This window comes from Sphingopyxis sp. CCNWLW2 (genome assembly GCF_037095755.1).
Lineage (GTDB): Bacteria > Pseudomonadota > Alphaproteobacteria > Sphingomonadales > Sphingomonadaceae > Sphingopyxis.
The window spans coordinates 1-14751 of the sequence record NZ_JBAWKJ010000003.1 but is presented as its reverse complement, the minus strand read 5'-3'; the positions used below and the strand labels follow the sequence as shown (position 1 = coordinate 14751).

General features: G+C 63.0%; 12 protein-coding genes and 1 pseudogene. 5 read left to right on the top strand and 8 right to left on the bottom strand.

Translation table 11 applies throughout. The features are described 5' to 3' along the window. Window positions 1–3: 3 nt before the first annotated feature. Both V8J55_RS17610 and V8J55_RS17605 read right to left on the bottom strand, forming a co-directional pair. The gene (locus tag V8J55_RS17610; protein ID WP_336446908.1) at window positions 4–2496 is read right to left on the bottom strand and encodes a LuxR C-terminal-related transcriptional regulator; all 2493 of its coding nucleotides are present in this window, start codon (window positions 2494–2496) and stop codon (window positions 4–6) included. 41 nt (window positions 2497–2537) lie between these two features. Then, window positions 2538–3107, bottom strand: coding sequence for a TetR family transcriptional regulator (locus V8J55_RS17605; protein WP_336446907.1), 570 nt, complete (start codon window positions 3105–3107; stop codon window positions 2538–2540). Window positions 3108–3542: 435 nt separating this feature from the next. On the opposite strand from V8J55_RS17605, the gene V8J55_RS17600 reads away from it, so the two are divergent. Beyond that, a complete protein-coding gene (locus V8J55_RS17600; protein WP_336446906.1) occupies window positions 3543–4088 on the top strand; it encodes an MATE family efflux transporter in 546 nt (181 codons plus the stop codon). 223 nt (window positions 4089–4311) lie between these two features. Here the strand turns inward: V8J55_RS17600 and V8J55_RS17595 are convergent, their stop codons facing one another. Both V8J55_RS17595 and V8J55_RS17590 read right to left on the bottom strand, forming a co-directional pair. After that, the gene (locus V8J55_RS17595; RefSeq protein ID WP_336446905.1) at window positions 4312–5829 is read right to left on the bottom strand and encodes a PepSY-associated TM helix domain-containing protein; all 1518 of its coding nucleotides are present in this window, start codon (window positions 5827–5829) and stop codon (window positions 4312–4314) included. Next, window positions 5826–6404, bottom strand: coding sequence for a hypothetical protein (locus tag V8J55_RS17590; RefSeq protein WP_336446904.1), 579 nt, complete (start codon window positions 6402–6404; stop codon window positions 5826–5828). The genes V8J55_RS17595 and V8J55_RS17590 overlap by 4 nt, the downstream gene beginning before the upstream one ends. A gap of 91 nt (window positions 6405–6495) precedes the next feature. On the opposite strand from V8J55_RS17590, the gene V8J55_RS17585 reads away from it, so the two are divergent. Next, entirely contained in the window at window positions 6496–8844 is a 2349-nt protein-coding gene (locus V8J55_RS17585) for a TonB-dependent receptor (RefSeq protein WP_336446903.1), read from the top strand. Between the two features lie 409 nt (window positions 8845–9253). After that, window positions 9254–10324 carry a sensor histidine kinase gene (locus tag V8J55_RS17580; RefSeq protein WP_336446901.1) on the top strand — a complete coding sequence of 357 codons (1071 nt, stop codon included), beginning with the start codon at window positions 9254–9256 and terminating at the stop codon, window positions 10322–10324. A gap of 180 nt (window positions 10325–10504) precedes the next feature. On the opposite strand, the gene V8J55_RS17575 is transcribed toward V8J55_RS17580, so the two are convergent. The 4 genes from V8J55_RS17575 to V8J55_RS17560 form a co-directional block, all read right to left on the bottom strand. Next, on the bottom strand, window positions 10505–11329 hold the full coding sequence (locus V8J55_RS17575) for a hypothetical protein (RefSeq protein WP_336446900.1): 825 nt from the start codon (window positions 11327–11329) through the stop codon (window positions 10505–10507). 279 nt (window positions 11330–11608) lie between these two features. Continuing rightward, complete coding sequence (locus tag V8J55_RS17570) at window positions 11609–12187, bottom strand: hypothetical protein (protein WP_336446899.1); 579 nt, start codon at window positions 12185–12187, stop codon at window positions 11609–11611. A 61-nt stretch (window positions 12188–12248) separates the two neighbouring features. Next, the gene (locus V8J55_RS17565) at window positions 12249–13004 is read right to left on the bottom strand and encodes a hypothetical protein (protein WP_336446898.1); all 756 of its coding nucleotides are present in this window, start codon (window positions 13002–13004) and stop codon (window positions 12249–12251) included. Window positions 13005–13060: 56 nt separating this feature from the next. Continuing rightward, window positions 13061–13588 carry a hypothetical protein gene (locus tag V8J55_RS17560; protein ID WP_336446897.1) on the bottom strand — a complete coding sequence of 176 codons (528 nt, stop codon included), beginning with the start codon at window positions 13586–13588 and terminating at the stop codon, window positions 13061–13063. Window positions 13589–14025: 437 nt separating this feature from the next. Between V8J55_RS17560 and V8J55_RS17555 the strand changes: the two genes are divergently transcribed. Then, window positions 14026–14505 carry an Hsp20 family protein gene (locus V8J55_RS17555; RefSeq protein WP_336447576.1) on the top strand — a complete coding sequence of 160 codons (480 nt, stop codon included), beginning with the start codon at window positions 14026–14028 and terminating at the stop codon, window positions 14503–14505. A gap of 75 nt (window positions 14506–14580) precedes the next feature. Continuing rightward, window positions 14581–14751, top strand: a pseudogene (locus V8J55_RS17550) (Hsp20/alpha crystallin family protein); the annotation flags it as partial.

The window sequence follows — 14751 nt, the reverse complement described above, 5'->3', positions numbered from 1 at the left end:
TTGTCAGATCAGCGCCAGTTGCCGGGCACGGGCGATTGCGCCGGACCGGTTGTGGACGCCGAGCTTCGCATAGATGTTGCGCATGTGCCATCTGGCGGTCGACGGGCCAAGTTCCATGCGTTGCGCCAGTCGCTCGCTCGTCAATCCGCTGTCGAGCAGTCGCAGCACTTCGGCCTCGCGCGGAGTTAGCTGCTCTATCTCTATGGAGACCGCTGCCGCGAAGTCGATTCCCGCATGGATTCGCATCTTGGAACAGATCGCAGCCTCGAGCGGGGTCAACGCCTCCATCGCCTCGGCGGACCGTAGCAGCGCAGCGACCGCCCACGCATTTTCAACCGCGGTTTGCTGGAGGCCGCCATCGGCGGCGAGACGGATGGCACGGCGCCAGTAGCGCCGCGCGGCTCCCATGTCGCCTTCGGCGTCGCGGCCGCCCGCCGCGATCAGCAGCGCTGCCAAGAGCAGTCGGCCCCGCCCCGCAGACTCGCAAGCCGCAATGAGGCGATCGCACATGATCAAGGCGCTGGCCGCCTGCCCGCGTGCCAGAGTCAGCGCCGCGAAGAGCACATCACTGTCGAGGCTGGCCTCAAGCATGCCAAGCTCGGCGTCGAAAGTGGCGGCCGCCTCGTCGATCCGGCGCGCACCGATGAGCATCTGCACTGCCCGCATCGCCGAGAGGGCGGCGAAGCGCTGCCCGGGTACTTCCGACAGTCGCAGCTCGGCCAGGGCGACGTCGATGCCGCCGCTCTCGGCGGCAATGATGGCGGCGGCTTCCGAGGCAGCAAAGCAGGTCTCCACGATGCCGTGCCGGTAAAAACCCGGCTGACCGAGGGCGAGCCTTCGGGACGCTTCATCGAGGTCGCCCGTCTCGAGTATCACCCGTGCAGCGACGCTGTGCATCAACGCTACCATCGATCGCGCGACCGGGGTCCGATCTTCGAGATTCGCCAGCTCCATCTCGATCATCGCTCGTGCCCGGGTCGCGCGCCCGGACTCGAGCTCAAGGACGGTATCGATCACCGCCACCCACAAATGGGCAAAATTGCGCCCGGTGCCGCGGGCCAGGCGCCGCGCGATCGCGATTTCGCGCCGGCTCGCGGCGGGTTGACCGAGCCGGTGGTAGGACAACGCCTTGAGCGCGGTCACCGCCGCCGTATGAAAGGGCTTGGCTTCGCCCCAATCGGCAAGCCATGCCTCGGAGCGCGCGATTACCTCGTCGAACCGCCCCGCCTGGGCCGCCAGACTGACATAAAGCCGGTCCCGATGCGCGCGATTCTCCGCGGGGGCATCGGCGGGAATATCGGCGCTTGCGAGCGCGAGTTCGGTTTCGGCCTGATCGAGTTCGAGCGAAAGCGAAAGCCCCCAGCAGCGCCACAAACGCAGCGGCGCGGCAAGCGTCCCCAAAGCGCGTTCGATCTCACTCGACCACAAGAGGAGCCGGACGATTTCGCCTTCTTCCTGGATAAGGTGCTGGGCGTGTCGCAGAAGTTCGCATTGTGCGTCCGCCGCCCGGCCAGCACGAAGGAGATATTCGATACCCTCGGCGATATGACCTTCCGCAAGCGACCACGCCGCGGCGCTGCGAAGGTGCCCGCGATCTGTCGCCATGCCGCTACGGGTTTTGCATCCTTGCAGGAACGAACGAAAAACCCCGTGCAGGCGAAGACAGCCTGGGCGCGACGCGACAGGCACCACCATGAGATTTTCCGCGGCCGCGCGTGTCAGCAGACTGGCTCCGGTCGGCCCCATGAGCGCGGCGATCATCGCGAAAGAGAAATGCTCCAGGTCGCTGATCGCGAGGAGAAACCTTTGCATCGGTTCGTCGAGTTCGGCGTAGAGCGCTTCCCCGAGGTAACGAAAAAGATCGCCCGAATTGCCCGCGTCCTCAATGATGTTGCGCGCGATACAGCTCCTCCGCCGCGCCATGAGGCCGCAAAGCTGCAGAGCGATCGGCCACCCTTCGGTCCAGCGCTGCGCCGCGGAGAGGGTCTCTTGCGACGGGCTGTTCGCGCCAGCATAATGGTTGAGCAGGCGGGCTGCCTCCTCTTCGTTCAGCGTCAAATCCTCAAGCCGAAGCAGGCGGGTCAGCCCGCGAGCCTCCAGGCCCAGCCAGTCCATTTCCGGCAGCGTCCGGGTCGCGACGACATAGCAGCTGGCAGCTCCGCGCCCTGGCCCAGTTACGATGGCACGTATGAACCGTTCGAAGCGCCGCGGATCGCCAAGATGTGCATCATCGACGAAGATGACGTCGGGCATCAGAGCGACCGTCTCCTCGACGGCGCAATTCTCAAGCGCTCGCCACTCGGTCGCATAGCCGCGGTTGGCCGCATCGACCGCGAGGGCCTGCAGCAGGCTGGTTTTGCCATAGCCCGCCGGCGCCGCAATCACGGTAAGCGGCGTCCGGTCGTCGCGCGCGAGGTCAAACGCCCGTGTCGGAACATAGTCCATCGGCAGGACGGCGGGCACGCTCGCCCCCTCTGGTTGCAGCGCAAGCGCCATGCGATTCGCCATTGCCTCACTCCTCTCCCACGGCGGCCGCGCTATCTTGGGCGCAAACCGTCCGACACTATCCGCACCAGCTGGTCGGCATAGGCGCGTTTCATTTCCTCGCTGATCGAATCGACGCCGATCACATGCGGCAGCGTCCGCCGCGACTGGAACAGAAAATCACAGGCCCCGATCAGCATGTAATAGAACAGGCTGGGGTCGACGGCGACGATCGCTCCCTCGCGACCTGCCTGGTCGAGCAACGCTGCCTGATAACGCCTCAGCGGAAGAATGAAGATGTCCGCCAATTGCCGCGCGTTGGCATCGCTTCCGCACTGGAGGGTGTTCACCAGCCGGTTGATATAGGGATGGCAGTGATAAACGCCGAGAACCCCATGAATATGAAGCCTGATCTTCTCGATCCCGGGGAGGTCGGCGGCAACGAGCTTCTCAAGCGATTTGAGCGCCGCCGCCGCGGAGCGCTCCAGCAAGGCTAACAGCAGCCCTTCCTTGCCACCAAAATGATAGCCGACGAGCGCGTGGTTCACCCCCGCCCGCCGGGCAACCTCGAGAAGCGAAAATTCCAGCGTGTCGCGCTCGGTAAGCAAATCGCCGAGCGCCACGAGCAGCCGGTCGGGCGCCGAACCGGCCACATCTTGCCGCGCAGGCCTGTCCGCTGTCGCCATCCCATTCTCCTTAGTTATCTGTATAGCTAATATTTGAAAGCGAGTCGATGTCCAACATACAGATTTAATCATAACCGCCTTCGCACGCCGCCCCGCCGGCTCTAGCTTTGCGGAAACTTGAACACGCCCAGCACTCATCGCCAACCATCGGCCAAGTCGCCGTCATCGGCCGCAGCCGTTTAATTGATGTTCATCGTGGCGCCTGGGATAAACGAGCCAAAAACTAAGTGGCAACTGCCCCGCGGTGCCCTCTCACCGGAACACCCCCGATGGCGGCCAGTGTAGGGGCAATTCGCCGAGTTAACTGATGCAACGCAGAATGCAGTTGCCCGCGCTCCTTTATATGATAGCCATCATATAAAGGAGCGCGGGATGCGCTATGGTGTTGATCACAAGGCTGGTTCCAGAATGGGCGGCACCGTGTCGGGAGCTGTGAGCCGCGCGCTCGGTGCGGGCGACCGCGATCGGGCGCAAGCGCTGGCCCTCTGTTCGCTTGTCATCGCAGCGCTACTCGGCATATTATTCACCTCCGCGGTGCTGGCTTTCGGTCCTGCCGTTTACCGCACATTGGGCGGCTCGGGCGCCGTGCTCGATCAAGCGCTCGCATTCTCCAATGTCGCGGCTTGGGCCATCGTCGGAATCTGGCTAACGAACACCCTCGCGTCGATAGCGCGCGGTTCAGGCAATATGGTTGTCCCCGCTGTGACGCTGCTTGCCGCAGGCTTTGGTCAGGTCGTCGTTGGTGGGGCCCTTGGACTTGGCTTGGGGCCATTCCCCCGGCTCGGCATTGCGGGCGTCGCCGCGGGTCAGCTTGTGGCGTTCTCGTTCGCCGGCGCTTTCCTTCTTTGGCACCTGAGTTCGGGTGAAGCCCGTCTTTCGTTATCTCGTCCGTGTTCGGGTTGTCCGCTTCGGCCATGATTGTCATGGGTCTGGGCACCGCGTTGTTCGTCCGGCTTAGCCGATGGGGATGAATGCGGCGTGGCGACGACCGGAACCGGTTCCGTTTCTAACAGATTGATGTGTGACGCTCATCTGTCGATCTTGGCCGGTTGCGGCCCGTCGGCTTCCGGGAGCGGCGCCTATCGAAGCTGCCGTTGGACCAATGTGCTTGGGACAAGGGCCCTCTATGCGGACGCGAGGATCAAATGCTGGTCACTGACGCCGGACGCAGGAGCGTCCGTATCGTCGGCAGGTCGGGCAACAGCGCAACGATGCCGGCCGTTACGAGCATAGCATTAACCAGCCAAGCCATCGGATCGCCTCCGCCCCGCGTCAGCATCTGGGTTACCGCGGTTGCAACCAAAGCACACGCAAGAAACCGGCGGCCGACGAGCGCGATGGTCCCGGTGGACACCCGGATTGCCGCCAGCCAAAAGAGGACCGACCAGACCAACCATGTACCAATGGCAAAGGTGACATCGGCAAGAGCAAGGCTGGCAATTGCGGCCAGCGCAATCGCGACGGGTTGCCCCCAAACCGTCGCGCTCCACAGCCGCTCCCATCCCGGAGCGGGGCGGCCCTTGTCGCGGCGGCGTGCGAGCCAGATATGGACCCCGCTCGCGGCGAGATAGGTGAGGCCGAGGCCGAGCGCGAAATAGACGATCTTGATGAGCCCGCCGCCGAACCAGCCGAAGTGCAGCACCCCCATCGAGGCGAGGACGTCTTCGCCGAGGTTGTTCTTCGCCGCCGGCGAGGCGTCGTACATCGTCGCGTCGCGGCGGAAGGCGTAGCTGTCGGTGCCCGCGAGCCGATTGGGATGCTTGACGTTGAACAGCGCGGCGCCGCCCATTTCGGTCGGATGTTCGGTGAAGACATATTCGACGCGGCCGCCGGTGGCGGGCAGTTTGGCGAACATCGGTTCAAGGTCGAGCACGGACGCGGGGCGCGGGTCGTCGATCGGCGGGACGGGGGTGAACAGCGCATAGACCTTGCCCACGTCGCCGCTGAACATCGCCATGCCGAGCACCCCGACGATGATCGTCGTGAGGCCGAGGAAGGCGCCGCTCAGCGAGATGAGGATGTGGAAGGGCAGCGCCCACACACCAAACCGGTTGTGGAGGTCGGCCTCCTGCAGTCGCTTCGATCCGCCGAGCCGAAGGTGGAAGGCGTCGCGGAAGATGCGCGGGTGCGCGAGGATGCCCGAGATGAGCGAGGAGAGCAAAGCGACCCCGATCAAGCCGACGAGGAAGCCGCCCCAGGTGCGCGGCAGGTGGAGGTTGATGTGGAGGCGGGTGATGAACTCAGTCCACGCAAAGGCGCTGCCCTCGACGATCTGCCCCCTGGCGTCGGCAAGAAATTCGCGATCCTTTTCGGCATCGACGTAGAGCAATAGGCGCGGAAAATCGGCCGTCGGCAGGGTGATATAGACATGCTCGACTCCGGGGCCGCCCTTGGCGATCGCACCCTCAAAGGCGGTCTGCACCGCGCCCGGCGTCACCACGGTCACCTGCGGCGCTGCCGCGCTTTCCCAGCGCTGGAACTCGTGCGCGAAGACCGCAATGCTGCCCGAGAGGCAGATGAGATAGATGAGCGCGGCGAAGGCGAGGCCGAGCGAGCTGTGCCCGCGCAGTACCGCGCGGACGAAGCCCGCGGGAATGCGCGACATCAGGTCTTTCTTCGCCTTTTTCGGGACGGGCTGCTGGGCGGGGGCGGTGGTCATGCGAAGCCCTTCAATATCGCGGCGGAGAAGCTGACGATGGCGACGCCGACAAGCACCGCGGTCGCGCGCAGGATACGGTTGTCGGCGAGCGTCCACGCCATGCACGCGCCCCACGCGACGGGGACGATCAGCCCGCCGACGACGAGCCGCGTCTGCTGTTCGCCGGGAACGAGCGCGGCCCAGGCGATGCCGACCCCCATAGCGGCGATCATCCCGATCGGTCCCGCGAGCAGCCAGCGGAGGGTCTCGCGACCTTTGGTCGTTGCGCGGTCGGAGGGTTCGGGGGCAAGGCTTTCGCGCGCCACCCGGGCGCGGGCGGTTTTGATGCTGTAGCCCGACGCGACGACCGCGAGCGCGACCGTTGAGGCGAGCGCGAGTGCGATGAAGAAGCCGCGCGCGGTGCCGAGCGCCCACATCGGGTGCACGAAGGACGCGGCGATCAGCAGCCAGCCGCCGATCATCCAGCCGCCCCCCTGCGAATCCCTGGACCCCCAGGACTTTCGCAGCATCCACGCACCGGCGCCGACGCCGATCACCATCAGCAAAGCCGGTGCGAGCGGCGAGCTGTCTTCCATCGCATATCCCCTTTTCACACCCTAACTATTGACTCGCATTCGCAATAGCAATAGCGGCCCCGCTCGATAGCGACATGGGGAGTCCTTCGCAATGACCAAGATTTTCAAGCCGATGCTTCTTCTGCTGCTGGCGGGCGCGGCGATGCCGGTGCACGCAGCAGACGCCGGCGGCATGGCTGCCGAGGCTGGCACAACCGAAGCGGGCGGCGAGAGCAACGACATCGTCGTCACCGGCATGAAGTTCGATCGGACGTTGCAGGATACCCCCGAAAGCGTGAAAGTATTCACGTCCGAAGAGATCGACCGGCAGAATCTGATCTCGGTTTACGACCTGATCGATCGCACCGCGAACGTCGCGTCGACCCTTGGCGAATCTGGTTTCAACATCCGCGGTATCGCGAGCACGAACGTCTCGGGCACCGGGCTCGGCGACCTCGCTACCGTCTATCTCGACGGATCGCCGTTGCCGCGCGAAGCGAGCGGCGGCGGGCCGCTCGACTTGTGGGACCTCAACCAAGTCGAAATCCTGCGCGGGCCGCAATCGACGCTGCAGGGGCGCAACGCGCTGGCGGGGTCGATCATCCTCAAGACCGCGGACCCGAGCTTCGACTGGCGCGGCAAGGCGCGCGCGATGATCACCGATGCCAACGGCGAATATCGCCTCGCCGCGGCGGTCGGCGGGCCGATCATCGACGATGTGCTGGCGTTTCGCGTCGCGGGCGAACTGGCGCGCGGCGACGGGCTGATCAAGAACAGCGTCACCGGCGGCGACTATGCTAGGTCGAACAGCGAAGTCGTGCGCACCAAATTGCTCTTCACGCCCTGGGGCGCGGGCGGGCTGCGCATCGTCGCCTCCTATCTCTATGACCGGCATTTCGGCAATGACGGACGCGGCTATTCGTTCACCGACCTGCCGAACAGCTGGAAACGCCGCACGGTCGAAGCGAACCGCGACACCTATACCAGAACGAGCACCGACCTGTTCACGCTCGATGCGTCGCTGCCGCTGGGTGACGTATTCACGCTGTCGTCGATCAGCACCTATAATCACCTCAAGACCTTTTCGGTGTACGATGGCGATCTGCGCCGCGAGGACGAAGCCTATGGCGACTATTCGACCGACCAGAAGATTTTCAGCCAGGAAGTCCGGCTGACCTTCGACACCGGTCCGTTGCAGGGCCTGATCGGTGCCTATTATTCGCACCACAAGAATCCCGATTATTTGGCGAACAGCACCTTCAGCCTCGACCTCGATCTGGATCTCGGCCTGACCAATCGCGTCGCGGGGTTCCTCGCGCTGCCGCCGGCGCAGGGCGGTGCCGGGCTCGATCCCGCGACCGCGCTTGCCACTGCGCGGGCGGTTCGCGCCGTCTATCCGCAGCGCGTCTTCATCGCATCGAAACAGCTCTATCCCTTCGACATCCAGACGCAGGCGCTGTTCGGCGACGCGAGCTGGGAGGTCGCACCGGGGCTGAAGCTGCTCACGGGTTTCCGTTATGACCGTGAAAGGCAGAAGGTGCGGAACGAGAATGATGTCTCGCTGATTACGGCGATCCCGAACCCGGCCGACTATGCCGCGAACCCGACCTTTGCCTTCATCCTGCAAACGGTGAACAACCTGCTGCTCGCCGATGTCGAGGATGCGAGCAGTTCGGGGCCGCAGCGGAAGACGACCTATGAGGCATTCCTGCCGAAGGGTGGTTTGTCGTGGGAGGTTGCGCCCGACAAGACGGTGAGCGCGATCGTCCAGCGCGGCTACCGGTCGGGCGGCAGCGGGATCAATCCCGGCCGTGCGCGAGCTTTCACCTACGATCAGGAATATACGTGGAATTACGAGCTGTCCTTGCGGACGCAATGGCTCGACCGCCGGCTGACCTTCAACGCCAACGCCTTCTATATCGACTGGACCGATCAGCAGGTGCAGGTCCAATTGTCGGAGAACCGCTTCGACTATGAAACCCGCAATGCGGGCAAGTCGCGCGTCTGGGGCTTCGAGATCGAAAGCGACTTCGACGTCACCGATGCCCTGAATGTCTACGGCTCGGTCGGCTATGCGAACAGCAGGTTTTCAGACTTCGTCGTCGACAATGGCAATGTCGAGGATCTGGCGGGGCACCAGTTCGCGCAGGCGCCGCGCTGGACCGCTGCCGCCGGTTTCGACTGGCGCCATGCGAGCGGTGTGTCGATCAACGTCAACGCCAATTATCGCGGCGCCCAATATCAAAGCGTCGTCGCCCAGTCGGCGGGGCGCGACGTTCCTGCGCGCACGCTGGTCAACGCCAAGGTCGGATACAGCAACAACAATTTCGGCGCCTATCTGGTCGCGACGAACATCTTCGACGACAAATATTACGACTATCAATATCGAAATGCTGGCCGCCTGCAGGCGCTGCTCGGCGAACCGCGGATGATCGGGCTGACCTTCGAGGGACGCTTCTAGGGCCTCCTGATCGGTTTCAGTGCCCGACCGTCTCGCGGTGGGAAAAGACAGTCTTCCTGCCAACCGCTTCCCGCCCTGCTACGCGCGCTTGTCGACTGCGTGAAACGGCGAAGGTAGCTGCAGCCCCATCGCTTATTCTGGCCGATTTGAGACGGCCCGCTGTTGGGCCTAAATCCAGGAAAGCCGACATCCGGCTATTGTGGCGGCTAACACGCCCAATAGACTAACGGTGGCCGTACCGTCCCCCTTCGGAGGGGCAAGGGCGCCGAATTCATACGCGTCCGCGCTCGCGGGCATGCTATACTCGGCTTTCGGGCATGGTCGGCGGAGTCGATCAAGCTCGCTCCCCGATTTGGTCTGCCGACAAGGCCGCTTCCTGCGGTCCGGGTCGACCGGAAAGGCGCGCCGCATGGCTGCCGACAATCCACCTATCAATCTGGGCCGCACGCTGGGGCTGGCGCTGGTGCTCGCGTCCGATGCCCCGCTGCTGCTGCTCGACGAGAATCTGGCGATCGTCGCGGCGAGCGACAGTTTCTGTGCCGCCTTTGGCATCGATCCCGACACCGTCACCGGGCAGACGATCTATGACCTCGACCATCATCATTGGGACTTGCCGCGGCTGCACTCGTTGATCGACGCGACGCTGTCGGGCGCAGCGGAGGTCGAGGCGTATGAGATGGAGATCGAGACGAGCGCGGGGGAGGTGCGATGCGTCGTGATCAAGGCGCAGCGGCTCGATTATGGCGACGGCCTGAACACGCGGATGATGGTCACGGTGATCGACGTCACCGAGGAGCGGAGGAATGAGAAGCGCCAAAAGGAACTGGTTCACGCCAATGCCGCGCTCCTCCACGAGATGCAGCATCGCGTCGCCAACAGCCTGCAGATCATCGCGAGCATATTGATGCAGAGCGCACGCAAGGTGCAGTCGGACGAAGCGCGCGGCCATTTGAGCGACGCGCATCAGCGCGTGATGTCGATCGCGACGCTGCAGCGCCACCTCGCCGAATCCGATGGCGGCGCAGTCGAACTCGAACCCTATCTGGCGCAGCTGTGCGCCAGCATCGGCGCGTCGATGATCTATGACCGCGAGCAATTGACGCTGACCACCGACGTCGATCCGGTATCGATCAGCGGCGATGTGTCGGTCAGCATGGGGCTGGTCGTCACCGAACTGGTGATCAACGCGCTCAAGCACGCCTTTCCTGACGGCCGTCCCGGCCTTATCATCGTCGGCTACGCCGCACAGGGCGACGACTGGACGCTCTCGGTGTCCGACGACGGGGTCGGCATGGACGAGGATCCCGAACGATCGGCCGCCGGGCTAGGCACGCGCATCGTCCAGGCACTCGCAAAACAATTGGGGGCGGAGATTGTAGTCGAGGACACCGCGCCGGGAACACGCGTGTCACTGACCCGGACCGCGCGGATCGCACGGCAAGTCGCCGCCAATGACGAAGCGCAGATAGCCGCGATTTGATAACCCCTCCCGCCGGGGAAGGAAAATTCCGGACGACCCAGATCGTTCTCTTCGCCGCACAGCGTCTAGCCAACGAGTTCGCCCGATGGGCCTGACCTGGCCGTTTTCGGACAGGCAGGTTTCGGCCACGGATCTCACGAAACGGACATTCGCGGCGCAAGTCAAATGATACGAGGTAAATCAAATTTTGAGCGCATTACCCTTCAGAATCTGACCACGGATTTCAACACGATCCGGCGCAGCCAGTGTTGCGGCTGAGCCATCAATCGACAAACTGGTACAGTTGTTGTCTCGGAACTCGCGTTCCGCCTCAACGATGCACAAATTGCCGTTAAGCTGTAACATCCATTTGATCGGCACAGCCGCTGCTTGCCCCCGTCTCGCTCGGCCGACGCCATCGCGCAGAAAATAGATAACGCTGTCCGTATCGGACTGGCGGTCAGCCGCCTTCAAAAAAAGAGTATTACCGACCAAGGCGCGCGCTTTCGCTTTGTTTGCTTTTCCGGCCGCGGGGGAAAGATTTCGAGCGTCACCTTTTAAAATCATGCCATGGATGAGACCGATCCTGTTGTCCTTCAAGGTTACACGGTCCCCAGTGACTGCAATACCGAGACATAGATCCTCTTTCCAACCGCCCCCGCTGATGCAAAGCTGATCGGCCTCTTCTCGAACCGACCATTTCTCCTCAGGCTCGAGGTCCCAGTTATCAAAATAGGGTTGCTCATTGCGCGCTCGCCGCATTTTGCCATTCGCCATATAATATTGGGCGCTAGTCTCCCGTTTATCGCCCGCGGAGAGGATAACGACCGTGTTCCCGACAATCGCAGGAATTGCGGCTCTTCCGACGAGCCTCTTTTCTGAAGTGGTGACAGGATCGCGCTGCCAAGCATCTTCTTGTGCAAACACCGGGGAGGCCGCAGCCTGCGCGGCACACAATATGACCGCGGCCACTAGCGATGTTCGTAATTCCTTGATCAAACTTCTCTTTCTAAACCAAAATGACATCGGTGCTCTTGGCATCGATAAACTTCTTATCCAAATAGTACTGCGGGGCCCACCCGTCGTTAGCCATCGTTTGCGCGCGCCTTTAAGATTGTGCGCTCCCTTAAGCGTTAGAGTCAGGACTTCTGGTCGGCTAACGGTTCCGAAAGCCGTCGGTTTTGCCACCGGCGACGCCATCGACCTATCCGCCGACGGATCGACCGGGAAAGCCACTCTCGAGCCATGCTCGTGCTGGATCGCTTCACGCAGGTCGGCCGGCGCGAACGACCTTGCGCCGGGCATTTATCCCGCGGCGATTTCAGCGGCGGGATAATCTTCGTCGGTCGAGGGGCAGGTGCCCTGCTTCATGATGCCCGGCTGGCCCGGTTTGAACCATTGCGCCGACTGGAAGTCCTCACCATAGCCGAGCCCGTCATAGATGCAGACCTCTGGCTTTGACCCGTCGGGCGCGATCACCACAGCCCAGTTATAACGGTCCTCGGCGCGCTTGGCTCCGCCCCAGACAAGGATGCGGCCGCCGTCGACCTTGACGATCGGGAGGCCGAGGCCGTCGTCGGCGAATTTGACCTGCGCTCGCTGCTTGGCATCGGGCACCGCGGCGGCGATCGCCGCCTTGACCGCCGGATTGTCGAGGAAGCGGTGGCCGCCGACCTTGTCGAACGGATATTTGCCAACATAGGACGAGAGGTCGGTGGGCGCGCGCTCGGCTTCCTCAACGCTTACGGGCACGCTGGGGGCGATTTTGGGTTCGGACTTGGCGGCGGCCGCGGTGTCGGCGGGCGGGACCTCGCTTTGTCCCCCACTCTGGCCGCACGCCGAAAGGGCCAGCAGGGCGACGCCGGCAAATGCTGCAATTTTCATATCGATGTCCTCTTCTTGGATTATCTGGCTTGAGTGGACCGGAACGCTGCGGCGCCCGCGATCAGTAAAGGATATGGTTGGGCCACAGGCTCCGTTTGCATTGCGTCTTGGGTGCGGCTCTTTTCTTCGCGAGCGCCTTGCGGAGCGCGGGGAGCGCCGCCAACGCTTCGCGAAACGCGGCGATGTCGAGCTTGCCGCGCGCGAGTTCCTTGTCTCCACCCAACCGGTCGGATGGACGGACCAGCGCCCAATCGAGCGCGTCATAGCCCTCGGCATAGGCGAGCAGGTCGCCGAGCGGCAGTTCGCCATGGCCATTGTTCTTGTCATAAGCGGCGTAGGGAAAGACCTGCGACGAGAGCGCGCTACTATCTATGATGCCATGGGGCTTGACCGGGAAGGGGCGCTGGATCTGGAGCCATGCGACCTCGGGCAGATCGGTGTCGAGCCCGACGCGGACCTGGATATTGATTTCGCGCGGTGCGATCGCGGGCTGGTTCTGCGGTTCCCATATATAGGAAAGCTCGACGTTGAGTGGACGGTCGGGGCGCGACGGATCATAGCCCTTGTGGTTCCAGTGCATGAAATCGCCGCCATCGAGCTTGCCCTCATCGGTGTACAGACGCGACAGTCGGATCGTACCGCGCGTCAGCACCCGTTCGACATCGCAGGTATAGCGCCAGATCGCGGGAGGTTCGGGGAGATTGGCCAGATCGGGGGAGAGGGTTTGCGCATTGTCGATCCGGATGATCCGCGCATCAGTGCCCGTGGGAACGAGCAACAGCAGCGGGATCAGGTTCAGATAGTGACGGTATCGCATGGACTTACCTCATCCAAGGGGTTGGACAAAAGATCAAGTTCGAAGCATTGCGCGGGTCAACGCAAATCTTCGGTCAGATACCAGCAGTCCTTTTTGAACTCGAAAATATAAGCGCCGTCCTGCTTGTCCTGGTCGGCGCCTTCGACCCCCGCGAAGCCCAGACCGCCGTGCCAGTCGACGCGATATTGCTTTTCGGCGACGCGCTTCAGCGTGACCTGACGGAAATCGGTGCCGGTGGCGCCCTTTTCGCGGCTGAAGCGATAGTCGGCTGAGGTGATGCGGAACTGGCCGACATAATCCTGACGGTCGACCCAGTTGGCTGCGCCCTCAGGATCGGCGAGCTTGCCGACTTTCACCATATAATTGGTCCAGATCACCTGCTCCAGCCAGCCTCCCGACGTGGTCGAACTGACGTACCAGCCAAGGAAATCCTCGAACTGATCGATGCCGCAGCCTTCATGGCGCACCCGTTCTATCTCGTCGAGCGGGGTGAACGCCGCCTCGGTCGCGGCGGCGGGGGCCGGTTCTGCGGCCAATGGTGAGGCGGCGGCGACCGACATGGCGACGGCGGTGAATAAACTCATCAAGATATTTCCATTCCTTTTCGAGCCCTTGAGCCATGCGGCAGGCGCCGGATCATGTGGCATAGCTCCTATTCCCCAAAGCCGCGGCGAGTGAGGTGACCGTGATCACAACAGGTTGTTCGGAACGCAAAGATCGGAGTCAGCCCGTCGTGACACCGGCGGAATTGGCCGGATTGCCCGGCACCTGATCATAAGGATCTGGCCGTTTGCAGTCAGGCAGCTTTTTGGTACCAATCGCATATGGCGGCGATCCGCCGCTCGCGCGTCAATCCGCCTGAGCGGAGTCCGATCGCAGAAAAAATCTCTTGAAAGCGATTTTCGGCTTCCTAGCTTTTTATTGCCGGGTGCCGAAACCGGGCCCGGTGGGTCAAATGAGAGCGCCGGCTCTCTCCGGCGTTTCTCACGCCCAAATTGCTCAACTTTGGAGGATTTGGAAAATGAGAAGCAGTTTTGATTTTGCGCCCTATCGGCGCTCCACGGTCGGCTTCGACCGCCTGTTCGATCTCCTCGAGACCGATTTGCGCGGCGACGGCGGCGAAGGCTATCCGCCTTTCGATCTTTCGCGCCAGGGCGAGGACAGTTACCGCATCACGCTTGCGGTGGCGGGCTTCCGCCCCGGGGATATCGAGGTGGTCGCCCAGCAGAATCAGCTCACCATCAGCGGCAAGCGCGGCGAGGACAATGACGAGGGGCAGTATCTGCACCGCGGCATTGCGGCCCGCGACTTCGAACGGCGCTTCCAGCTTGCGGACTATGTCGAAGTCGCCTCCGCCGACTTCGATAATGGTTTGCTGAGAATCGATCTGCGGCGGGTCGTCACCGAGGCGATGAGGCCGCGCAAGATCGAGATCGGCGGCAGTTCCCCTGCCAATGATCGCCTGGAAGCCCCGAAGAAGAAAGACCTCGAGGCGGCCTGACCCGAGCTACCGGCTCGCCGCCCGCAGCGGCGGCGAGCCACGCTGAAACTCTCTAGCCAGAAAGGAGATGCTATCATGGCTATTCGTGATCTGATCCCCTGGAGCCGGCAGGAGAACCGGCTCCCCGTTCCGGTCAGCGCCGAGCGCGATCGGGGCGATCATCCGCTTGTGTCGCTTCACCGCGACGTCAATCGCCTGTTCGACGATCTCTTCCGCGGGTTCGGTATGTCGTCGTTCGGCGGCCTC